This window comes from Sphingomonas sp. UV9 (genome assembly GCF_004101245.1).
In the GTDB taxonomy this organism is placed as follows: domain Bacteria; phylum Pseudomonadota; class Alphaproteobacteria; order Sphingomonadales; family Sphingomonadaceae; genus Sphingomonas.
This window is the reverse complement of record NZ_SCIN01000004.1, coordinates 133571-155021: the sequence shown is the minus strand read 5'-3', so window position 1 is coordinate 155021 and position 21451 is coordinate 133571. Positions and strand designations below refer to the sequence as shown.

The 21451-nt window shown below is 67.8% G+C and carries 17 protein-coding genes; 7 read left to right on the top strand and 10 right to left on the bottom strand.

Annotated elements, in window-relative coordinates; all coding sequences use genetic code 11:
• Nucleotides 1-45 precede the first annotated feature (45 nt).
• Nucleotides 46-1164, bottom strand: a complete 1119-nt coding sequence (gene dnaN, locus EQZ23_RS17695; protein ID WP_128455772.1) for a DNA polymerase III subunit beta — start codon at nucleotides 1162-1164, stop codon at nucleotides 46-48.
• 144 nt (nucleotides 1165-1308) lie between these two features.
• Nucleotides 1309-1962, bottom strand: a complete 654-nt coding sequence (locus EQZ23_RS17690) for an outer membrane beta-barrel protein (RefSeq protein WP_128455771.1) — start codon at nucleotides 1960-1962, stop codon at nucleotides 1309-1311.
• Between the two features lie 142 nt (nucleotides 1963-2104).
• Between EQZ23_RS17690 and EQZ23_RS17685 the strand changes: the two genes are divergently transcribed.
• Both EQZ23_RS17685 and EQZ23_RS17680 read left to right on the top strand, forming a co-directional pair.
• Nucleotides 2105-2788 (top strand): histidine phosphatase family protein, encoded by a 684-nt coding sequence (locus EQZ23_RS17685; RefSeq protein ID WP_128455770.1) that lies wholly within the window; start codon nucleotides 2105-2107, stop codon nucleotides 2786-2788.
• A gap of 83 nt (nucleotides 2789-2871) precedes the next feature.
• Nucleotides 2872-3336: a hypothetical protein gene (locus tag EQZ23_RS17680; RefSeq protein ID WP_128455769.1), complete on the top strand. Its 465-nt coding sequence runs from the start codon at nucleotides 2872-2874 to the stop codon at nucleotides 3334-3336.
• Between the two features lie 75 nt (nucleotides 3337-3411).
• Here EQZ23_RS17680 and EQZ23_RS17675 read toward each other — a convergent pair whose 3' ends face one another.
• The 3 genes from EQZ23_RS17675 to EQZ23_RS17665 form a co-directional block, all read right to left on the bottom strand.
• Nucleotides 3412-4155, bottom strand: a complete 744-nt coding sequence (locus tag EQZ23_RS17675; protein ID WP_164913487.1) for a class I SAM-dependent methyltransferase — start codon at nucleotides 4153-4155, stop codon at nucleotides 3412-3414.
• Nucleotides 4156-4219: 64 nt separating this feature from the next.
• Nucleotides 4220-4492, bottom strand: a complete 273-nt coding sequence (locus EQZ23_RS17670) for a DUF1488 family protein (protein WP_128455767.1) — start codon at nucleotides 4490-4492, stop codon at nucleotides 4220-4222.
• A gap of 95 nt (nucleotides 4493-4587) precedes the next feature.
• Nucleotides 4588-7794: an autotransporter outer membrane beta-barrel domain-containing protein gene (locus EQZ23_RS17665; RefSeq protein WP_128455766.1), complete on the bottom strand. Its 3207-nt coding sequence runs from the start codon at nucleotides 7792-7794 to the stop codon at nucleotides 4588-4590.
• Nucleotides 7795-7944: 150 nt separating this feature from the next.
• On the opposite strand from EQZ23_RS17665, the gene EQZ23_RS17660 reads away from it, so the two are divergent.
• Nucleotides 7945-8430, top strand: a complete 486-nt coding sequence (locus EQZ23_RS17660) for a hypothetical protein (RefSeq protein WP_128455765.1) — start codon at nucleotides 7945-7947, stop codon at nucleotides 8428-8430.
• A 37-nt stretch (nucleotides 8431-8467) separates the two neighbouring features.
• Here the strand turns inward: EQZ23_RS17660 and EQZ23_RS17655 are convergent, their stop codons facing one another.
• The 4 genes from EQZ23_RS17655 to EQZ23_RS17640 all read right to left on the bottom strand — a co-directional run bounded on the left by EQZ23_RS17655 (nucleotide 8468) and on the right by EQZ23_RS17640 (nucleotide 13802).
• Complete coding sequence (locus EQZ23_RS17655; protein ID WP_128455904.1) at nucleotides 8468-10837, bottom strand: TonB-dependent receptor; 2370 nt, start codon at nucleotides 10835-10837, stop codon at nucleotides 8468-8470.
• 2 nt (nucleotides 10838-10839) lie between these two features.
• Entirely contained in the window at nucleotides 10840-11817 is a 978-nt protein-coding gene (locus EQZ23_RS17650; RefSeq protein ID WP_240663660.1) for a FecR domain-containing protein, read from the bottom strand.
• A 51-nt stretch (nucleotides 11818-11868) separates the two neighbouring features.
• Nucleotides 11869-12384 (bottom strand): sigma-70 family RNA polymerase sigma factor, encoded by a 516-nt coding sequence (locus EQZ23_RS17645; RefSeq protein ID WP_128455764.1) that lies wholly within the window; start codon nucleotides 12382-12384, stop codon nucleotides 11869-11871.
• A 95-nt stretch (nucleotides 12385-12479) separates the two neighbouring features.
• Complete coding sequence (locus tag EQZ23_RS17640; RefSeq protein WP_240663659.1) at nucleotides 12480-13802, bottom strand: S1 family peptidase; 1323 nt, start codon at nucleotides 13800-13802, stop codon at nucleotides 12480-12482.
• A 159-nt stretch (nucleotides 13803-13961) separates the two neighbouring features.
• Between EQZ23_RS17640 and EQZ23_RS17635 the strand changes: the two genes are divergently transcribed.
• Entirely contained in the window at nucleotides 13962-15992 is a 2031-nt protein-coding gene (locus EQZ23_RS17635; protein WP_128455763.1) for a S9 family peptidase, read from the top strand.
• Nucleotides 15993-16153: 161 nt separating this feature from the next.
• Here EQZ23_RS17635 and EQZ23_RS17630 read toward each other — a convergent pair whose 3' ends face one another.
• Nucleotides 16154-17089: a DUF808 domain-containing protein gene (locus EQZ23_RS17630; protein ID WP_128455762.1), complete on the bottom strand. Its 936-nt coding sequence runs from the start codon at nucleotides 17087-17089 to the stop codon at nucleotides 16154-16156.
• A gap of 136 nt (nucleotides 17090-17225) precedes the next feature.
• Here EQZ23_RS17630 and EQZ23_RS17625 point away from each other — a divergent pair, with 136 nt between their 5' ends.
• The 3 genes from EQZ23_RS17625 to EQZ23_RS17615 all read left to right on the top strand — a co-directional run bounded on the left by EQZ23_RS17625 (nucleotide 17226) and on the right by EQZ23_RS17615 (nucleotide 21447).
• Entirely contained in the window at nucleotides 17226-18236 is a 1011-nt protein-coding gene (locus tag EQZ23_RS17625) for an adenosine deaminase (RefSeq protein WP_128455761.1), read from the top strand.
• The gene (locus EQZ23_RS17620; RefSeq protein ID WP_128455760.1) at nucleotides 18233-19213 is read left to right on the top strand and encodes a bile acid:sodium symporter family protein; all 981 of its coding nucleotides are present in this window, start codon (nucleotides 18233-18235) and stop codon (nucleotides 19211-19213) included. Before EQZ23_RS17625 ends, EQZ23_RS17620 begins: the two co-directional genes overlap by 4 nt.
• A 77-nt stretch (nucleotides 19214-19290) precedes the next feature.
• Nucleotides 19291-21447, top strand: coding sequence for a histidine kinase dimerization/phosphoacceptor domain -containing protein (locus tag EQZ23_RS17615; RefSeq protein ID WP_128455759.1), 2157 nt, complete (start codon nucleotides 19291-19293; stop codon nucleotides 21445-21447).
• Nucleotides 21448-21451: the final 4 nt, after the last annotated feature.

The window sequence follows — 21451 nt, the reverse complement described above, 5'->3', positions numbered from 1 at the left end:
CTGCCTGCCGCTCCGCCTATAGCACGGAGCGGCAGGCCAGCCGAATCACACCCGCATCGGCATCAGCACGTACAGCGCGGGCGACTTGTCGTTTTCGCGGATCAGCGTCGGCGCAGCGGCGTCGGCCAGATGCACCTCGACCATGTCGCCGTCGATCTGCGCGAGGATGTCCATCAGGTAGCGGCTGTTGAAGCCGATCTCGAACGGCAGCGCGACATACTCGCCAGGGACTTCCTCCGCCGCGGTACCGTTTTCGGGCGAGGTCACCGACAGCGTGATCTTGTCGCGGTCGAGTGCCATCTTCACCGCGCGGGTCTTCTCGGTGGCGATCGTCGAGACGCGGTCGACGCCTTCCATGAAGCTCTTGGGGTCGATCTTCAGGATCTTGTCGTTGCCGGTCGGGATCACGCGGCTGTAATCGGGGAAGGTGCCGTCGATCAGCTTGCTGGTCAGGATCGCCTGGCCGAGGTCGAAGCGGATCTTGGTCGGCGACAGCGAGACGCCGACCGAACCGTCGACCTCGTCGAGCAGCTTGCGCAACTCGCCGATGCATTTGCGCGGCACGATCACGTCGGGCATCGATTCGGCACCCTCGGGACGCGGCAGCGTGACGCGTGCGAGGCGGTGGCCGTCGGTCGCGGCGGCCTTCAGCACCGGCGTCGAGCTGTCGCCGTCCGCGACGTGGAGGAAGATGCCGTTGAGATAATAGCGCGTCTCTTCGGTCGAAATCGCGAAGCGCGTCTTGTCGATGATCTGCTTGAGCGTCTCGGCGGGCAGTTCGAACTGGGTCGGCAGCTCGCCTTCCGCGATCACCGGGAAATCATCGCGCGGGAGCGTGCCGAGCGAGAAGCGCGCGCGGCCTGCGACGATGCTCATCCGGCCTTCCGACGCGGCGAGCTGGACCTGGCTACCCTCGGGTAGCTTGCGCGCGATATCGAACAGCGTGTGCGCGGACACGGTGGTCGCGCCGGGCTGGTCGACCGCCGCGGCGATCGACTCGTTGATCTGGAGATCCAGATCGGTCGCCATCAGCTTCAGCGTGCCCTCGGCGGTCGCCTCGATCAGCACGTTCGACAGGATGGGGATGGTGTTGCGCCGCTCCACCACGGACTGGACATGGCTCAGCCCCTTGAGGAGCGTTGCGCGTTCGATCGTCGCCTTCATCAAATTTCCCCCCGCCACCGCAGCCGGACTCGGGGCTGGGGGCAATCCGCAGATGGCTTACCCAACAACAAAGGGTCGGAGCAAGCGCCCCGACCCTTCTTTGATCACGGTAAACGTCGCGTTAAAACACGCGCACCGTTTCGATCAGAAACGGAAGCCGTAGCTGGCGACCACCTGGTGACGATCCGTGTCGACGTCGAACCGCCCGCTGGTGCCGCCGTTCGCATAGTCGATGTTGCCGCGCTCATAGTTCGAATAGCGATATTCGAGCTTGGCATAGCTGTTCGGGCCGACCGCATGCTCGGCACCGGCACCGACGCGCCAGCCGCCCAGCTTGAAGTTGTTGTCGGTGGTCTGGCTGGTGCTGCCGGCGAGCACTTCGAGCTTCGAGTTGGTGTAGCCGCCCTTGACGTACAACATCGTCGTCGGGGCGACGACATAGCCCGCGCGCGCGCCGACATAGATGTCGCGGCCCTGCTTGACGCGGCCATAGCCGAAGTCGCTGGTATAGTCGTTGCGGTCGCTCTTCGCGGTCGAGCCGGTCAGTTCGGCCTCGGCGCCGAGCACGATGTTGTCCGACGTGGCGATGTCGTAGCCGATGCCGCCGCCATACAGCAGGCCGCCGATCTTCTGGTCGTCGCGTCCGTTGTTGTTGGACACGCTGCTGCCGGCGCCGGTGTGGTCGTAGCCGAGCGTGGCCTCGACGCGGGGACCGGTGAAGGTCGGGTTGGTCTGGGCGAGCGCGGGGGCTGCGACAGCCGTGGTGGCGAGCAGCGAAACGGCGATAAACTTACGCATTGGATACTCCATGATGTTCGTATCACCTCCAGAACACGAGGTGGACACGGGCCCAATGAACCAATCCGCTGGGCGTTGCATGAACCCCAGATAAACGTGGAAATCCGTTGCTTTTGCGCCACAGGGGGTTGAAACGCGGGCAATGATTCCAAGCCATCGGCAGGGTGAAACGGACGCCCGATCAACCGCAAACGCACCGGTGCGCAAGGGCCGCGATTTCGTCGCGCGGCACGGCGAAACCGTGTTCAACGCGGCGCACCGGTTGCAGGGGACCGCGGCCCATACGCCTTTGACGCGCGCCGGGTTCGCCCAGGCGGACGAGCTCGGCCGAGCGCTGCGGGGGTCGCTTGGGGTGAAGCCGGCACTGACGTTATGGGCGTCCCCGACCGGGCGAGCGTTGCAGACGCTGGCGGTGATCTGCGAACATCTGGACCTGGACTGGCATGATGCGCGGACCGATTCGCGGCTCGTCGAGATCGACATGGGGTCCTGGGGCGGGCGATATTACGCGGACGTCGTCGACCTGGTCGGCCCGGTGATGCTGCCGGGCGGCCTGCTGAAGACCGCACCCGACGGCGAAACCTATCCCGAGATCGCGGCACGAGTCGGCGGGTGGCTGGCCGATACCGCGGACGATCCGGGCGATCGGCTGGTGATCATGCACGGCATTTCGAGCCGGGTGATGCTGGGCGTGATGACCGGGGCAATGGTCGATCCGCTGCTGGGTGCGCCGATCGCGCCGGGGTTGCCGCAGGGGTCGGTGACGCTGGTCGCGGGGGGGCGCGCGACCGTCCCGCATCTGGGCACGGGATTCGCGCCAGCGTGAAATTCGGATGGCGTGACGACAGGGCGGCGAGCCGGCGCTGCCGTTTTACCCTCTCTGGCAGGGAGGGGCCGATACGTTTTTTGATGGCGGCGTTGTCACTGGCGGTCGCCGCGCCGGTTGCCGCGCGCGACACGATCGGCATCTACAAGCGCTGGGGCGCTTTCCGCGATGCCACGCCCGATCGCTGTTTCGCGATCGCGCGTCCGGTCATGGCGGGAGGGCGATCGAGCGGGTTCGCCAGCGTTGCGACCTGGCCCAAACGCGGCCTTCGCGCGTCGCTGCATATCCGGCTCAGCCGCGCGCGTGATCGGTCCGCCGGGGTGACGCTGACGGTGGGAGAGCGTCGGTTCACGCTGGTGGCGAACGGGCTGGATGCGTGGGCGGGCGATGCGCCCAGCGACCGGGCGATCGTCGCGGCGCTGCGCTCGGGCCGGAGCATGAGCGTCGAGGCGGTCGGTGCCGGCGGGCGGCCGTTCGCAGACGTCTACGCGCTGCCGGGCGCGGCGACCGCGATCGACGCCGCGGTGCTGGCGTGTTCGACGCGGTAAGGCGCGCTCGCCCACAAAGCCGCCCGGCGTGCCGGTCGACGATCGCGGCAACGTCGATCAGCACGGACCGCCCGCTTACGGCTTCCTGAACTTGTAGACGAACTGATCGGTCTGGCCGCGGATCGCCGGATCGAACACCGCCTTGCTGTGATCGTCCGCAGGGTTGCGCAGCACGGTCGATTCGCCGACGAACTTGAACCCCGCCGCCTGGACCTGCGCCTTTACCGCGGCCGGATCGATCCGGTGACGCGTCTCGGTGCCGCCCATGCCGCTGCCGGATGCGTCGGCGTGATCGATGACGATGTACGTGCCGCCCCGCCTGAGCATCCGGAATACCGCAGCATCGAACGCTCGCAACGCCGGCTCACCCGCGCCCTTGTTGGGAATGTCGTGATAGTTCTGCGCAGTCCAGAACACGTCGACCGGCCTGGGCGAGGTCGGCAGGTTGGTCGGCTGCACCTCGGCAGTCACATTGCCAAGGCCGCGTGCCTGCAAGGCCGGGAGCGACGTCTCGGCGTATTTCGCACCGGCCGCCGGCCAGATCGCGTAGACGTGCCCCTTGGGACCGACGATCCCGGTGAATATCCGCGTCCAATAACCTGCACCGGGCAGATAATCGACGACGACGTTGCCCGGCTTCACGCCCGAGAAGGCCAGCACGTCGGCTGCCTTGCGGCGGGCATCGTCGCCCTGCTGATCGGTACGCGCGGGGTCGGCCAGCGCCTTGGTGATCGCCGAACTCGCCTTCTGGGCGTCCGCAGCACCCGTGCCGGCCACGACCGCCATGATCAGCGCGGCGCCTGTCCAGATCTGCTTCATCATCCGTCTCCCCGGTCCGGACGACAATGCCGGATCGGTAGGCAGGATCGTCCCGAAGCCGCCGCTAGTCCAGATCGTTCTCGCTGATCACGACCAGCTCCCGGTCGGGATCGCGGGCGAGCGCGGTTGCCCCCAGTCCGGCGATCTCGTCGGCATGCTGCCTGAAGATCGCCACGGCATCGCCCTCCGGCGACACAGCGCTCAGCGCCTCGAGCACGTCGTACTGGACCGCGAACTGATAACGCTCGTCGCTGATCGCCGCTTCGAACTCGACCTGGCGGAGGTCGCTATTGTCCTCGATCGTCTTCATATCGATGTCCAACCGGTCTTCGGGCATGTGCCTTCGCTCCTTATCTTCTGCGCCGACAACCGTCCGGGGGCGGAATCGAGCCATCGCCCGCCCCCGAAAACAGTCTCCGAAAACAGCCCCCCCTACAGCCCGATCTGCAGGCTCGCACGCAACGACAGCGCGACCCGACCCTGTTGCTGCTCGGCGTTGAACTCGCCCCCCATCCGGAAGATGCCGTTACCGCCGACGCCGCGCAGCTTGCCGACCCAGCCGCTGGTGCGCTTTTCCGGGGTCAGCGTGAACGACTGGCCACCTTCGAACGACGCGGTGGTCGCGCCGAGGCCGCCACCGACGATCTGGCGGCGTCCCCCCTCGGCCTCGACGCGGAACCAGCCATTCTCGTAATCGGGACCGCCGAAGTTCAGCCCCAGCGCACCGCTGCCGGTGACCGCGAGTTCGTCGCTGGTGCGCGACTGGACGACGAGGTCGATCGCCTTGCCGCCGCCGGTCTCGCTATAGCCGTCCTCCTTGAGCTTATAGTAGTCGATCGCCAGGACGGGGCGGAAGATCAGCTTGCCCTTGCCGGTCTCGTACGACAGGCCGCCGGATGCTGCGTAGAGCGTGCCGTTCCAATCGCCGTTCGTGGTCCGATCGACCGCTTCGCTACCGATCGCACCGCTGAAATTACGCGAACCATCGAATGTGATCGTGGCGCCCGAGACGCGCGCATTCGCCTGCAGACCGCCCCAATGCCCGCGCCAATATCCGGCCAGCTCATACTGGTTCGATCGCACTTCGTTGTTGGTGCCGTCATCGGCATCCTGCCCGTTCAGATAGGCGAGCGAGGTGCCGAAATTGCCGACGCCGGTCTTGTACTCGGCGCCTGCCGAGACGCCCCAGCCGCTGATGTCATAGCCCGCGGTGTCGGCGACGCTCTTCGACGTGCCCCACGCGACCTGCGTCACCCAATAGCCCCATTTGCCTTCGTCCTTGAACGGACCATGCGGGTCGGCGAGCACGCGAGCGGTCGCGCGCGAGCCCATCGTGACCGCCTCGAACGTGCCGCCGGCGTGATCGGGCAGCATCTGGCGGACCGAACCGCGGAACGCGTCGCCATCGGTGATGTTGAGGAACGCGCCGCCGATCTTGGCGTCGCTGCCCAGCGCCTTGTAGATCGCGTCATAGGCGGAGGCCTGCGAGCGGTTGAGGCCAAGTTCGGTCGACGATTTGCGCGCGACGTCGACCGCGAGGTCGTTGCCCGTGCCGGTCGCGATGCTGCCCTTGTAGAGGAACGGGAGCAGGGTCGTGGTGGCGGTCAGGTTCGCGGCGCCCGTCAGCGTGCCGGCGCGCAGCACGGTGTAGCGCCCCTCGGCATCGACGACGCTGGTGAGCTTCAGCGCGAGCTTCGAATCCTTGTCGAACGCCGCGGTGCCGGCGACCTGGATCATCGTGCCGGTGCCGCCGGCCTTGTCGAGCGTCACCGCGAGCACACCGCCGCCGGCGATCGAGAGCGAGGCGATCGACGCGGCCCTGGTGATGTCGAGCGTACCGCCGTTGACCGCGACGGCGAGCCCTTGCGCGTTGGCGAGCGTGCCGGAAAAGCGCGAGGTGCCGCCCAGCGTCAGCGTGTCGGTACCGCCGCCGAAGTCCGCCGCGCCGTTGAATACCGACGTACCGGCCAGCGCGAGCGCGTCGTTGCCCGCGCCGAACACCGCGCCGCCGGTGAAGTTCGCGTCGCCCGACAGCGCCAGTCGGTTGGTGCCGCTCCCGAACCGTGCGGTGCCGGTGACGGTGCCGTCCGCGACGTCGAACAGGTCGTTGCCGGTGCCGAAGCGCACGTCGCCGACCATCGCGGGCGCGGCGATGCCGGTCGCGACCGCGGTCTGGCGGACGATCGTGCCGGTGGTGTTCGCCGAGAGATCGATCGCGACGTTGCGCTCGGATGTGGCGAGCGCGCCCGAAGCGCCGATCCCGCCGCTGTTCTCGACCAGCGTGACGGTGCCCGATCGGTCGAGAATACCGATCGCGGTGCCGTCGGCGGCTTGCGCGGTGGCCTTGATCGTGCCGCTGTTGCGGACCGTGGCGACCGTGGCGCCGGTATCGATCAGCACCGCCGTCGAACGCGACGCCGCCGTGCCGCCACCCGCAGCCGAGATCGTGCCGGCGTTGCGGATCTCGGGGGTCGATGCACCGCTGCCGAGCTTCAATGCGGTCGCACTCGCGCCGTTCGCGGTGGCGGCGACGGTCCCGTTGATGCCGATCCCGCCGGCGATCGTCACCGCGCCACCGAGCCCGCCGATCGCGAGGCCGTTACCCTCGACGCCGCCATAGACGCCGCTGCCCGCGATACCGCCGTCGACGATCAGGCCGTACCCGGTTCCCGTCCCCGCCACCGCGCCGATCGCAACGGCACGCGTGGCCGAACCGACCTGCACCGCCGGCGCCGCGCCATAGGAGGTGATAGCGGCCGAGCCTTCGGTGGCGTCGGGGAGGCCGTCCTTGTCCTCGTCGGTATCGGTCGTGCTGGCGTCCTTCGGCGGCACCGCGAAGATGATCCCGCCCGAGACATTGCCGGCGACGACCAGTGCGGAGCCGCCCTGCAACAGGTCGTCCGCGTCGAGCTTGGTCGTGTCGGCAGGCGCCGTCACATAGCGATAGCCGGTCGAGCCCAGCGCCCCCTGCACCACCAGCGCACCCGCGATGTCGCCATCGACGCGCGCGGCGACCGCGCCCTGCCCGATCGCCGCGATCGTTCCCGCGAGCCGGACGTTGCCGGTGACCTCGGCGATTCGCACACCGGTCGATCCGTTGCCGGTAACCGAGGTCTGGCCGTCATGCGTGAAGGCGCCGGTCAGAGGTCCGCCAAGCCAGATGCCAGCGGAATTATTGCCCTTCACCGTGATCGCGCCACTGTTGACGATCGCGCCCGTGTACGCGCCAGAGGTGCGGATTCCGGTCCGCCCGGTGCCTGCCGCGAACGGGCCGTCGAGGTCGCCGTCCTTGTCGGTGTCGATCGCGACATAGCTCTCGTCGACGATGATCTTGCCCGCCGCCGCATTGGTGATGCCGCCGCCGGTGCCTGCGGTCGCGAGGATACCGGTCGAACCATCGGCGTTGGTCACCTGGATCGTGCCTTCGTTCGTCACCGAGTTGACGCTGTCGACCGTCACCGCTGTGCCGGTGGTCGGCGTTACCGACCCCGCCGCGACGATTTTCAGGTTGTTGGCCGCGCCCGCCTTGATCGTCGAGGTCCGCACCGCATCGGTCCGCTTGGTGTCGATCACGGTCTGCGCGTGCAGCGGGGACGTGACGGCAAACAGGCAAGTGGTGGTCAGCAGGAGACGACGCATACGGAACCCTTTTCGAATGTGTTTTCGAAAGGAGGACGGAGGCGTGGCGCGCGAACCTTGAAGCGCCGCTATTGTCCCGTGGCATTATCCCGTGGCACCAGGACCCCGGCGGCGCGTTGTCGGCCTGAAATCTTCAGGGAACATGCGACCATGATCACCACCATCGCCGAACTCGACCGCATCCGCGACGACAGCAAGCGCCTCGTCACGACGCGCTCGATGATGTCGGCGGGCGCGGCCGTCGTGCCGATCCCCGGCGCGGATATCGTCGCGGACATCGGCCTGCTCACCAAGCTGCTGCCCGAGATCAGCAAGCGCTTTGGGCTCGATCACGACCAGGTGCAGAAGCTCGAGCCGCAGATCGCGCAGCAGGCGCTGGTGATGGCAACGAGTCTGGGCAACACGATGATCGGCCGGATGGTGACGAAGCGCATCGTCGTCGCCCTGCTCCGTCGCGTCGGCGCGCGCGTCGCGGCGGGATCGATGGCCAAGTTCATCCCCTTCGCCGGCTCCGCCGTGGCCGCGACGATCAGCTTCGGCGCGATGAAGCTGGTCGGCAATTCGCATGTCGAGGATTGCTACAAGACCGCCCTGGCGCTGCTGCCGGCCGACCAACGCGCCCTGACGAACGCCTGACGCCTAATCCTCCCCCGCAAAGGGGGAGGATCGAGAGTTAAAACGCGGCGTCCAGCCCGATCCGCAGCGTCCTCGGACGCTGCGGCGTGATCTGCCCGCTCCCGACCTGGAACGGCGTCCCCAGCGCGAACCGGTTGCCGACGCTATCGGTCAAATTCGTCACCCCGAGCGTCACGCCCAACGAGGGCCGCCCGACCCGCACCGTCAGCGCCGTATCCAGATAGTCCCCTTGCTCCTCGCCGAGCACCGGCCCGACCCCAAGCCGCGACCGCCCGACATAGCGCGCCCAGCCATACACGCGCAGTTCCAGATCACGCCCGATGTCACGCCGATAGTCCGCTCCCAGCCGCCCGGCATAGCGCGCGATGTTCGGCACCTGGCTCATCCGCGCAAGCGCCACGAACAGCGCCGCGCTGGGTTCGGTAACGCGACTGTCGTTATAGGTGAAACCGGCATCGAGGGTCAGCCCGACAACCGGCTTCCACCCCCCCGCCGCGCTGAACGTCCAGATTCGCCCGTCGCCGATATTGGCGGTGCTCGGCAGGCCGGTCGCGTCGATGAAGTCCGCCTGGATATCCTGCCAGATCGTGTGCGACACGCTCGCCGACAGATACGCGCTGTCGACCCCGGCCAGCCCATAGCGCACGCCGCTCTCCAGCGTCCGCACGCGATCATTCTCGAACCGCCGCACGAAATCGCTCTCGATCGCCAGCCCGCCCGGGCGGAACCCCTGCTGATACCGCCCGTACAACGACACCTTGGGCAGCACCGCCGCGATCAGCGAGGCGGACGGCAACAGGCTCGTCTCGATCCGGTCCGCCGTCACGCGCGCACGCGCCAATGCGACCGTTTCCAGCCGCGCGGGCGCGACGTCCTCGCCGGTTCCTGCCAGCGACGCGCGCGTCACCCGCGCGCCGGCGGTGGCGGTCAGTCCGGGCATCAGTTCCAGGCTCCCCTCGCCGTACAGCGTCGCCTCGTCGATGCGGTTGGTCACGCCGGTGACTGGCGCGGGCGCATCGACGGGCCCTAGAGAGCGCGACAACCGGGTGCGGTTGTGCGTGAAACTGCCCCCTACGACCCAGCCGAACCCGTTCCGCATCGGCCGCCATAGTCGCGTCTCGTTCGCGATCATCGACGTCGCGTTGCGCTGCGTGAACACGCGGGCCTCGCCTTCGGGCAGCGTCGCATCGTACCGCTCGGTCAGCGCCTGGCCGACGATCCCGGTCGAGGATTTGACCTTCAGCCCGCCGATCGCCCCCGACACGACCGCCTGCCCCATCGTGTAGTCCGCCGAGAAACCCTGCACGATCGCGCTTGATCGTATCAAAGCAGGCGCATCGCGATCGGCATATTGGCTGTCATCGCCCTTGGTCCATTGCCCGATCCCGCCGAGATCGACCATCCAGCCATTCCCCGCATCGAGCCGCAGCATCGCACGACCGCCGCCGATCCGCGTCCGGTTCACGTCGCGCCGGTCGCGCACCGGATTGTCGATATACCCGCCTTCGCTGACGCCATAGCCGACGACGCGCAGCGCCACGCGCTCGCCGAGCGGCATGTTCAGTGTCGCACCCAGGTCCGCGCCCGGATCGCCGTGCCACGTCGCCGAGAGACCGCCCGCGATCGACGCCGACACCGCGCCCAGCTCCGGCGCATTCGGCACGGTACGGATGATCCCGCCGAGCGACCCTGCGCCGTACAACGTCCCCTGCGGCCCTTCGAGCACCTCGACCGAAGCGATATCGTACAGCCTCAGGTCGGGATCGGGCGCATTGTAGCTCAGCCGCAGATCGCCGAAATACTGGCCGACGGTCGTCTGCGTCGGCCCCGTGAAGCTGGAATCGGCTATGCCCCGAATGAACAGCTTGTTGCGCCCGGCGCCGAGATGCGTCGACGACACGCTCGCCAGCCGCGCGAGGATCGCGTCGGTCCCGCCGGCGCCGCCGAGCGCGAGATCGACCCCGTCGAGCAACGCCACCTGCCCCGCGAAATCGCGCAACCTGACGTCGCGCTTGCTGCCGGTGACGACGATGTCCGCGCCTTCCGCCACCGGCGCAACGACGGGAACGACCTTCGGCCGCCTCACGCGAACCGACGCGACACGCGGTGCGCGCGCCACGAGCCGCCACCCGATCGGACCCGCCGCGACCACATCCGCATGCGCCGCCGATGCCAGCCGATCGAGCGCCGCACGCGCACTCATCCGCCCGCGCACCGCCGGTACGCGCCGCGCCCATAGCCCCGGATCGCCGATGACGATGCTCGTCCCCGACTGCCGCCCAAGCGCCAGCACCGCATCCCCGAGCCGCCCCGCCGGCAGATCGACCACCGGCGCTCTGGTGGTCAGAGGGCCCGCCAGGGCCGGAGTGGCGACGACCAGCGCCGCGACGACCAGACATCCGCGCATCCTCACGAGCGCGAGGACATCACCCAGTGACCGCCACGCTTGCGGATCGCCACCCCAAGCAGCGGCCCAGCGAGGCTCGGATCGCCCGCCAGCTTGGCGGTCGCGATGCTGCCGCTGAACGACCGCTTCGCCACGGTCGGATCGGCGCGCAGGTCGATGCCGAGCGCGCGCGACAGATCGTCCGCGACCTCCGCCAGCGTCGCGCCCTGATAGGCCAGCACGCTGTCGCGCCACGATCCGACGCTGGCGACATCGACCGCGCTCACGGTCGCCTTGCCGTCGCGCACGAACAGCCCCTGCCCCTTCACGAGCCGGATGCCGCCCTGCCCCGGATTATAGTCGACCGCGCCCTCCGACACCGCGACGCGCGTTTCGGGGCCCGTCTCGCCACGCGCGTGCTTGACGTCGAATGCGGTGCCGACATCGACCAGCCGCGCGTCGCCGACGATCACCTCGAACGGATCGCTATCGTCGTGCCGGACCACGAACATCGCCTCGCCGCGCTCCAGCGTCGCGATCCGCGGGTCGTCGCGATCGAGCATCAGCCGCGTCGCACCGCCCATCGCGATGCTGCTGCCATCGGCAAGCTGCACCGTGCGCATGGCCCCCGCCGCCGTCTCGACCGCATAGGGGTGCGACCGGGTCTCGATCGCCTCATAGCCGACGAACAGCGCCAGCGACGCCGCGATCGCCCCGCCGGCCCAGACCGGCCAGCGCCGCCGCGCGGGCATCGCCACGACGACCGGTGCCGCCACCTCGGCCGGGACGTAGGCCGCCATCTCCTCGATATCCGCCGACATCGCATGATACGCCGCCGCATGGCGCGGGTCCGCCTCCAGCCACGCGTGGAACGCCGGCCAGTCGTCGAACGCATCGCTGCCGGTCCGGACCACCCAGTCCAGCGCGGCCCCGTTCAGCGCAGCCCCGTTCAGCGCAGCCCCGTTCAGCATAGGGGCGTCGATATCGTCATGCTCCGCCATCATGGCCTCCTATACGCGAAGACGGAGGCGATCGCGTACGCCCTTGAAGATTCAAGGTTCGTCATAGCGTCGCTTCGCCTCGATCATCGCACGATAGGCTTTCCGCAGGTCGCCCTCGACGGTGCTGAGGCTCACCCCGAACTCCGCCGCGACCGCGCGCTGCTCGATCCCGTCGATCCGGTGGCGACGGAATATCCGCGCGGCGCGGTCGCCGACCGACTGCAATGCGGTCTCCGCCAGCGCCGCCTGCTCGCGCGCGATCACGACCCGCTCGGCGGATGGCTCCTCCGACCGATCGAGCGAGGGGCCCCCGGTCGCCTCGGTCCATTCCCGATCCCGTTTCTCCGCCTGGCGCACCGCGCGGTGGCGGTCGAGCATCAGATTGTTCGCCATCCGGTACAGATACGACAGCGGCGACGCGATCGGCCCGGTCGGCGCCGACTGTATTCGCATCCACAGCTCGTGCAGCAGATCCTCCGCCGCGTCGCCCGCGCCGAGCGAGCGGAGAAACCGCACCAGCGTGTCGCGGTTCGCGAGGAAAACGGCCTCAAGGCCCGAGGAGTCCATGTTCCGCCCGTGTCGATAGGCCGCCGATCGGCGCTCGGCGGCACCGTGTTCCCGGCGGGACTACAGCGCTTGGCGAGGAGACACAATCGGCCGCCCTATTGGTGCAGCAGCGTCCAGCCCTGCGGCAGATAGTCCGTCGACATGTAATAATAGAACAGGCACGTGCCGTCGCGGCGATAGGTACCGCCCTTGACGATGCCGAGCGCGGTGGTGCCCTCGAACACCGGCGCACCGCTGTCGCCGGCCTTGCACGTCGGCCCCTCGACCGCGACCCAGGTCGGCAGGCACGCGCCGCCGCACAGGTCGCCCGCCGGCGCGAAATCGACCATCGCCACCACCGCGCAGCTATAGCCGGTCCGCTCGCCGCGATGGCAGACGAAGTCGCCCGCGCGGGTGCTGGTGCGGTAGCGCCACGTGGCGACGGGCCGCGCGAGCTTCCTGGCGGTATCGGCGTAAAACAGCGGTGCGTAGCCGACGCCCGGGGCGGTCGCGACGTTGACCTGCACGTCCTGATGTCCCCAGCCCCATTGCCCGACGAACGCCAGCGGCCATTCCTCGCGGCTACCGTCCGCTGGGCGCTTGCCGACATAGGACAGCGTGTCCGGGCAGTGCGCCGCGGTGACCACGCCGTTCCGGATGCCATCGGACACGACGAAGCCCGTCGTGCAGGCATAGCGCTTGCCATCGACGGTACCGACCACGCGTCCGCCGCCCTCGATGGCTCCGCCTGGGACAGGCGCCACGTCGGGTGCGGCGGGTGCAATTGCTGCCTGCATGTCGACCGGCGGTCGATCGACGACATCGATGCGTACCGGCACGCCGGTCATCGCCGCGATCCGCGCGCGCGCGGCGTCGTTCCGGTCGCGATCGACGTCGGCGCTGGCGGTCATCACGACGAGTTCGCCGGTCCGCTGGTCCACGCCCAGCCCGGGCGGATGCGGCAGCGAGTCGCGGATCTTCGCCTGGTAGGTGGTGATCGCGGCGAGCACGGCTTCGCGCGTCGCGGTCGCGCCGGTGCGAAAGACGATCGGAACGGTCATCCCGCCCGCGACAATCGACTGGTCCGGAACGGGATCGGTGCCGGTCAGCAGCACGACGATCCGGTAGCTCGGCAGATGCTCGATCGCGATCCCGGCCCAGCGATCCTTGAAAGTCTCGCGGATCGCGTCGGTCGCCGGCACGCTGTCGCCCTGCGCGCGCAGGCGCCGCAACGCCTCGTCGAACGGCACGCCGAACAGGCGGGCATACTCCCCCGCATCCTGCATCAGCGCATCGACCGGCAGTTGCACCTGCGCAGCTGGGGCCGCGGGCGGTGAGCCGGTCGGGTCGCTGCGGGGCACGATCTGCGCAGCCGACGCGGATGCCATCGCCCCCGCAAGCAGCGCGCTCGCCGTCCAGCGAACCAAAGTCTTCAACATACGCGGCGATCCTGCAGGCGATAGGCGGTTCCGCCCTGATAGCGCCATGATCTGAACCGGCGCTGTCGTGCAAGTAGACCAGGCGCGCAACCAGCCTGGGGAGGAGCAGGGGATCGAGGTGATTGCGCGCGATCTCGCAAGCATCCTATGCAGTCGGGCATGAAAATCATGCTCTCCGCCAGCCTCGCCGTGCTCGCCTTTGCGAGTGCCCCCGCCGCCGCCCGGCAACTCACCATCGACGACGTGACGATGCTTGCCCGAGTCGGCGCACCGACCGCGTCGCAGGACGGGCGCTGGCTCGTCTGGGCGCAGCGCGAGACCGATCTCGCCGCCGACAAGGGGCGTTTCGATCTCTGGCGGCTCGACCTGAGCAAGCCGGGCGCCGCGCCGGTGAAACTGCTCGCCGATCCGCAGGTGAACGAGAACGACCCGCAGATCGTCGGCAGCACGGTCTATTTCACGTCGGACAAGGGCGGCGAGGATGCGGTCTGGTCGGTGCCGGTCACCGGCGGCACGCCGCGCAAGCTGACCGCGTTCAAGGGCGGGTTCAGCGGCTTCAAGGTCGCGCCGACCGGTGACAAGATGCTCGTCTGGGCGGATCGCCGTCCGGGTGCGCCGAGTCTCGAGCCGGCGATGGTGAAGAAGGATCCGAACGCCGGGGCCGGCCGCACCTACGACCAGTTGTTCGTGCGGCACTGGGACACATGGGCGGACGGCACGCGCTCGCAGCTGTTCGTGCTGCCGCTGACCGCTGCGGGTGCGACCGGCAACGGCGTGCCGCTGGTCGGCGCATTGGTCGGCGATACGCCGTCCAAGCCCTATGGCGGGGCTGAGGAAACCTCGTGGAGCCCCGATGGCCGCACCGTGTATTTCGCGATGCGCGAGGCGGGCCGGATCGAGGCACTGTCGACCAATCTCGACATTTTCTCGGTCCCGGCGGACGGCTCGGCCGCGCCGGTCAACCTGACCGCGGCGAACAAGGCGACCGACAATCTGCCAACGGTATCGCCCGATGGCCGCACGCTCGCCTATTTCGCGATGCGCCGGCCGGGGTTCGAGGCGGATCGCCAGGTACTGACGCTGCGCGATATCGCCAGCGGCAAGACGGTATCGCTGACCGAACGCTGGGACCGGTCGGTTGGCTCGATCGCGTGGGCACCCGATTCGAAGTCGCTCTACGTCACCGCCGACGATACGCAGGAGACGCCGTTGTTCCGCGTCGACGCAACCAGCGGCCAGGTGACGCGACTGACGCAGGAGGGTCACGTCAGCGCGGTCGCGATCACGCCGCGCGGACCTGTAGTGGCGATCGACAGCCTCACCGCACCCGCCGACTTCTTCCGCGTGGGCACCGGCGCACCGCAGCGCCTGACGCAGGTCAACGCCGCCAAACTCGCCGGGATCGACATGCCGACCGTCACGCGGTTCAACTTCAAGGGCGCCAACGCCGACACCGTCTGGGGCTATGCGGTGAAGCCGTATGGCTCCACCGGGAAGGTCCCGATCGCGTACATGGTGCACGGCGGACCGCAGGGATCGAGCAACAACAGCTGGTCGTACCGCTGGAACCCGGCGCTGTTCGCAGGCGCGGGCTACGGCTTGGTCGCGGTCGATTTCCACGGGTCGACCGGGTACGGCCAGGGCTTCACCGACGCGATCAGCAACAATTGGGGCGGCTGGCCGCTTGAGGATCTGCAAAAGGGTTTGAAGGCGGCGACGGACAAGTTCGCCTGGCTCGACGCCGATAACGCGTGCGCGCTCGGTGCGTCCTATGGCGGCTATATGATGAACTGGTTCGAGGGGCAGTGGCCCGATCGCTTCAAGTGCATCGTCCAGCATGACGGCGTGTTCGACGCCCGCGCGATGGCGTACGAGACCGAGGAGCTCTGGTTCGACGAATGGGAGCATGGCGGGAAAGCCTATTACGAGGACCCGCAGGCGTTCGAGAAATGGAACCCGGTCAATTACGTCGCCAAGTGGAAGACGCCGATGCTGGTGATCACCGGCGAGAAGGACTTCCGCATTCCCTACACGCAAGGGCTGGCGGCGTTTACGGCGCTGCAGCGGCGCGGGATCCCGTCGCGGTTGCTGGTCAATCCGGGCGAGAACCACTGGGTGCTCAAGCCGAAGAACTCGCGGCAATGGTATGGCGAAGTGCTGGGGTGGATGGATAAGTGGACGGCGAAATAGGGACCTAATCTCTTCCCAAAGAGCCACCACCCCGGCGAAGGCCGGGGTGGTGTTTTTTATAACCACCCGCGACGTGTTTCCCCGCGAAGGCGGGGACCCAGACTGGGCTCCCGCCTTCGCGGGAGAACAAGGAGGTGGGAGGGCCTCCGATTGTCGGCGGCTCAGTGCGCCTTCTTGCCCTTCACCGCATGCAACCCCAGCGCGATCGCGCCGCCCAGGATCAGCCCGACAACACCCGAGAAGAACGCGTTCACCGCCCAGTTCACCGCGCCCTTGGCAACCGGCACCGCCGCCGCCGCGTGCTCGGCCGTATCGTGGATCCAGTGCGGTATCGCCGTGAACCCGAACGTCTCGACCCCGTGGACGATGATCTGCCCGCCAACCCAAACCATCGCCGCCGTCCCGATCACCGACAGCGCGGACATCACCAGCGGCATGCCCTTCACCAGCCCGCGCCCGAGCGCCTGCACGGCTGCCCCGTTCCGCTGCGCCAAGTGCAGCCCGATATCGTCCATCTTCACGATCAGCGCGACGACGCCGTAGACGACAATCGTGATGACGATGCCGACCAGCGCGAGCACGATCGCCTGTTCCCAGATCGGCTTGGTCGCCACATCGGACAGCGCGATCACCATGATCTCGGCGGACAGGATGAAGTCGGTGCGGATCGCGCCCGAGACCTTCTGCGCCTCCAGCGTCTTGGCATCGACCGGCGCGGCGACGACCTCCTCGGCATGAACACCGCCGAACGCCTCCAGGATCTTCTCCGCACCCTCGAAGCACAGATACGTGCCGCCGACCATCAGCAGCGGCGTCAGCAACCACGGCGCGAACGCGCTCAGTGCCAATGCCGCGGGAAGGATGAAAAGCAGCTTGTTGCGGAACGATCCGAGCGCGATCTTCCAGATCATCGGCAGTTCGCGCTTGGGCTCGAACCCGACCATGTAGCGCGGCGTCACCGCGGCATCGTCGACCACCACGCCGATCGCCTTGCTTCCCGCCTTGCCGGTCGCGGCGCTGATATCGTCGAGGCTGGCGGCCGCCAGCTTGGTGATCCCGGCGATATCGTCGAGCAATGCTACCAGTCCGGTGGCCATCGAGGGGGTCCTTCGTCATCGGGGTGTCGGCGCTGCGTAACGTGACAGGATTGTCATGCAACGCCTTTCGCACTTGCGGTAAGCCGCGGTGCGCGGAATGGTTGCAGCCGACATGCCCCTTGCGACTGGACGGATCATGACCGACGACTTCATCACCAACCTGCCCAAGGCGGAATTGCACCTTCATATCGAGGGCAGCCTGGAGCCCGAACTCATGTTCGCGCTGGCCGAGCGCAACAAGGTCGCGATCCCGTTCAAGAGCGTCGAGGACGTCCGCGCGGCGTACAGCTTCACCAACCTCCAGACCTTTCTCGACATCTATTACGCCGGCGCCGCGGTGCTCCAGACCGAGGAGGATTTCCGCGATCTCGCGGTCGCCTATTTCGACCGCGTCGCGCAGGACGGCGTGGTCCATGCCGAGATCTTCTTCGATCCGCAGACGCACACGCACCGCGGCATCCCGTTCGACGTCGTCGCACGCGGGCTGTTCGCGGGCATCGACGTCGCGCAGGACAAGCACGGCATGAGCGTCGGCCTCATCATGAGCTTCCTCCGGCATCTCGACGAGGAGGACGCGTTCAAGACCTTCGCGCAAGCCGAACCCTGGCTCGACCAGTTCATCGGCGTCGGACTCGATTCGTCGGAGGTCGGCCATCCCCCGTCGAAGTTCGCGCGCGTGTTCGCGGCGTCGGCGGATGCCGGGCTGATGCTGTGCGCGCATGCCGGCGAGGAGGGCCCGCCCGCCTACATCCAAGAGGCGCTCGACATCCTCCAGGTCGACCGGATCGACCACGGCAACCGCGCGCTGGAGGACCCCGCTTTGGTCGCACGCCTCGCCCGCGATGCAATGACGCTGACGGTATGCCCGCTCTCGAACGTCGCCCTCCGCAACGTCGACACGCTGGAGAACCATCCGATCGACCGGATGCTCGATCTCGGGCTTCGCGCGACGATCCATTCGGACGATCCCGCCTATTTCGGCGGCTATATCGGCGAGAATTTCCGCCAGACCGCGCGCGCGCGCAACCTGTCGCGCGAACAGGTCGTGACGCTGGCGCGCAACAGCTTCCTCGGCAGCTTCCTCGACGACGACTCGCTCAGCGGCCACCTCGCGACGCTCGACGCCTATGTGAAAGCGCATCCGTGATCGGACGCTTCCTGTCGATCTTCGAGCCGTTTATCCTGATGCTGCTCGGCACCGTCGTGCTGGCAAGCCTGCTCCCGGCACGCGGCGAGATGGCGACGATCGTCGGCTATGCGGCGGACATCGGCATCGTGCTGCTGTTCTTCCTGCACGGCGCCAAACTGTCGCGCGATGCGATCCTGTCCGGCCTGCGCAACTGGAAGCTACACCTCGCCGTGCTGGCGGTGACGTTCGTCGCCTTCCCGCTGTTCGGCCTCGGGCTTAGCGCGTTGCCGTTCGTGAACGGGCCGCTCGCCGCCGGGCTGCTGTTCCTGACCCTGCTTCCCTCAACCGTGCAGTCGTCCATCGCCTTCACCGCGATCGCGCGCGGCAATGTCGCCGCGGCGGTATGCAGCGCCTCCTTCTCCAACCTGCTCGGTATCCTCGTCACGCCGGCCCTGGTCGCGCTGCTGATGCACACGTCCGGCAGCGGCGGGATCTCGATCGACAGCGTCGAGGCGATCATCCTGCAACTGCTCGTGCCGTTCGTCGCCGGGCATCTGCTCCGGCCATGGATAGGCGCGTGGGTGACACGGCGGAAAGCGATGTTGACGGTGGTCGATCGCGGCTCGATCCTGCTGGTCGTCTACAGCGCCTTCGGGGCCGCGGTGGTCGAGGGGCTGTGGACCAAATTGTCGCTCGGCGACCTGATCCTGATCGGCCTGCTCTGCGCCGCGCTGCTCGCCTTCGTGCTCGCGCTCACCTTTGCAGTGGCGCGCTTGATGAAGCTCCCCCGCGAGGACGCGATCGTGCTCCAGTTCTGCGGCTCGAAGAAGAGCCTCGCGTCGGGCGTACCGATGGCCGGCGTGCTGTTCCCGCCCGCGCAAGTCGGCGTCATCCTGCTCCCCGTCATGCTGTTCCACCAGTTGCAGCTCATCGCCTGCGCCGTGATCGCGCGCCGCTATGCCGAGTCCGCGCCGGCCGATATTGCGCCACATTAACGCCCTAAGTCGTTGCCGGTATTTGCTTTATTTCCCCAGTTTGGGCATGGCGGTGCGATCACGAGAGTATCAAGGCCATGAGCGCGTCGAGCGATACTGCCATCCCCCCTGCGGACGTGGGGCTGGATGTGACCGCGTGCGACCGCGAACCGATCCATATCCCGGGCGCGATCCAGCCCCATGGCCTCTTGCTGGTGGCCGACGCCGCGACCCTCGCGATCGTCGCGGGAGCCGGGGATATCGAGAACCGGCTCGCCGACGACTGGCTGGGCCAAGACTTGTCCGCGCTGTTGGCGCAGGACGTCGCCGCGCTGATCGCGAGCGGCGAGACGGTCGCCGGGGTCGCGCTGACGGGCGCGCCCGTAGCGGGAGTTTCCGAACGGTTCGACGTCACGATCCACCGCAACGCCGATCATGTGCTGGTCGAACTGGAGACGATCGACGGCGTGCCGGTCACCGCCGCCGCGATGCTCGGCCGGCTCAACGCGATGGCGATGACGTTCGAGCGCGCGGGCAATCTCCAGGCGCTGTGCGAGCGCGCGGCGATCGCGTTCCGGCAATTGACGGGCTTCGATCGCGTGATGGTCTACCGCTTCCTCGACGACGAAGCCGGTCGCGTGATGGCGGAGGACAAGGCGTCGGGTCTCGGCACCTTCCTCAACCATCACTTCCCCGCATCGGACATTCCGAAACAGGCGCGCGCGCTCTATGTCCGCAATCGGACGCGGACGATCCCGGCGATCGACTATGTACCTGCGGTGCTGCGACCGACCGGGTTCGAAACGCTCGATCTCAGCGACGTTGCGCTGCGCAGCGTCTCGCCGATCCACCTGCGCTATCTGACGAATATGGGCGTCGCGGCGTCCGCGTCGATCTCGATCGTCAAGGATGGCCTGTTGTGGGGCATGATCGCCTGCCATCACCGATCGCCGCGCGGGCTGTCCCCCGATGTCCGGGCCGCGGCGACGACACTGGCCGGCGGCCTTGCACGCCAGATCCGCGCGAAGGAGGAAGCCGAGGCCTACCGCGAGCGGCTCCGGCTGCGCGCGGCGGAGGACGCGGTGATCCCGAAGCTCGCGACCGATCCCGCCCCCCGCAGCATCGTCACCGATCTGCGCGACGACCTGCGTCGGATGCTCGACGGCGACGGCTTTGCGCTAGTCGACGGCGCGGTGGTTGCGATGCACGGCGTGTGCCCGGCCGAGGACGACATCCTCGATCTGGCGGAATGGGCGCTGACGCAGAACGGGGTCGAGCCGTTCGCCACCCACGAACTTCCGTCGCTCTATCCCCGCGCCGAGAGCTACAGGCCATCGGCCAGCGGCGTACTGGCGCTACCGCTCGTCGACGAAGGCGCGATGCTGCTGTGGTTCCGTGCCGAGCAGATCGAGGAAGTCGAATGGGCGGGCAATCCGCACAAGGCGGTATCCCTCGATCCGAACGCGGTACTGACGCCGCGCAGTTCGTTCGAATCCTGGACCCAGGCGGTCAGCGGTCGATCGCGACCCTGGACTCGCGAGGAGATTGAGGCGGCGCATCGTCTGCGCCGGGCGTTCCACGACGCGCACGTCAACCAGCGCCTCCGCCTTCTAAACGTCGACCTGCAACGCACGCTCGCCGACAAGGATATCCTGATCGCGCAGAAGGACGTCCTGATGAAGGAGGTCAATCACCGCGTCCAGAACAGCCTCCAGCTGGTTGCCGCATTCCTGTCGCTCCAGGCGAAATCGTCGGACGACGCGAAGGTGAAGGAGCATCTCGCCGAGGCGCAGGCGCGGCTCGCGGCGGTCGCGCTGGTCCACCGCCGGCTATACCGCGACGACCAGGTCGAATCGGTCGACCTGTCGCGGTATCTCGAGGAGCTGACCGGCGACATGAAGACCTCGCTCGGCGAGGATTGGGCGACGCGGATGACCCTGGATCTTGCGCCGATCCTGGTCGCCACGGACCGCGCGGTGAGCATCGGACTGGTGCTGACCGAACTGGTGATCAACGCGAGCAAATATGCCTATGAGGGTCGCGCCGGACCGATCGAGATCGTGCTGGAACGGCATCGCAACCGGCTGCGCCTGATCGTCGCGGACCAGGGCGTCGGCAGATCCGGCACGCGCGAGGGCTTTGGCAGCCGGATGATGAAGGCGATCATCGCGGGATTGTCGGGCACCATCGAGCAGGACGACAACATGCCGGGCCTGCGAGTCATCCTGACCGCCCCGATCGAGGATGGACGCTGACGCC

Excerpts from the sequence above, each read along its gene's own strand:
- dnaN (WP_128455772.1), bottom strand. The coding sequence starts at position 1,164 with ATGAAGGCGACGATCGAACGCGCAACGCTCCTCAAGGGGCTGAGCCAT.
- EQZ23_RS17690 (WP_128455771.1), bottom strand. The coding sequence starts at position 1,962 with ATGCGTAAGTTTATCGCCGTTTCGCTGCTCGCCACCACGGCTGTCGCA.
- EQZ23_RS17685 (WP_128455770.1), top strand. The coding sequence starts at position 2,105 with ATGATTCCAAGCCATCGGCAGGGTGAAACGGACGCCCGATCAACCGCA.
- EQZ23_RS17680 (WP_128455769.1), top strand. The coding sequence starts at position 2,872 with ATGGCGGCGTTGTCACTGGCGGTCGCCGCGCCGGTTGCCGCGCGCGAC.
- EQZ23_RS17675 (WP_164913487.1), bottom strand. The coding sequence starts at position 4,155 with ATGAAGCAGATCTGGACAGGCGCCGCGCTGATCATGGCGGTCGTGGCC.
- EQZ23_RS17670 (WP_128455767.1), bottom strand. The coding sequence starts at position 4,492 with ATGCCCGAAGACCGGTTGGACATCGATATGAAGACGATCGAGGACAAT.
- EQZ23_RS17665 (WP_128455766.1), bottom strand. The coding sequence starts at position 7,794 with ATGCGTCGTCTCCTGCTGACCACCACTTGCCTGTTTGCCGTCACGTCC.
- EQZ23_RS17660 (WP_128455765.1), top strand. The coding sequence starts at position 7,945 with ATGATCACCACCATCGCCGAACTCGACCGCATCCGCGACGACAGCAAG.
- EQZ23_RS17655 (WP_128455904.1), bottom strand. The coding sequence starts at position 10,837 with ATGCGCGGATGTCTGGTCGTCGCGGCGCTGGTCGTCGCCACTCCGGCC.
- EQZ23_RS17650 (WP_240663660.1), bottom strand. The coding sequence starts at position 11,817 with ATGGCGGAGCATGACGATATCGACGCCCCTATGCTGAACGGGGCTGCG.
- EQZ23_RS17645 (WP_128455764.1), bottom strand. The coding sequence starts at position 12,384 with ATGGACTCCTCGGGCCTTGAGGCCGTTTTCCTCGCGAACCGCGACACG.
- EQZ23_RS17640 (WP_240663659.1), bottom strand. The coding sequence starts at position 13,802 with ATGTTGAAGACTTTGGTTCGCTGGACGGCGAGCGCGCTGCTTGCGGGG.
- EQZ23_RS17635 (WP_128455763.1), top strand. The coding sequence starts at position 13,962 with ATGAAAATCATGCTCTCCGCCAGCCTCGCCGTGCTCGCCTTTGCGAGT.
- EQZ23_RS17630 (WP_128455762.1), bottom strand. The coding sequence starts at position 17,089 with ATGGCCACCGGACTGGTAGCATTGCTCGACGATATCGCCGGGATCACC.
- EQZ23_RS17625 (WP_128455761.1), top strand. The coding sequence starts at position 17,226 with ATGACCGACGACTTCATCACCAACCTGCCCAAGGCGGAATTGCACCTT.
- EQZ23_RS17615 (WP_128455759.1), top strand. The coding sequence starts at position 19,291 with ATGAGCGCGTCGAGCGATACTGCCATCCCCCCTGCGGACGTGGGGCTG.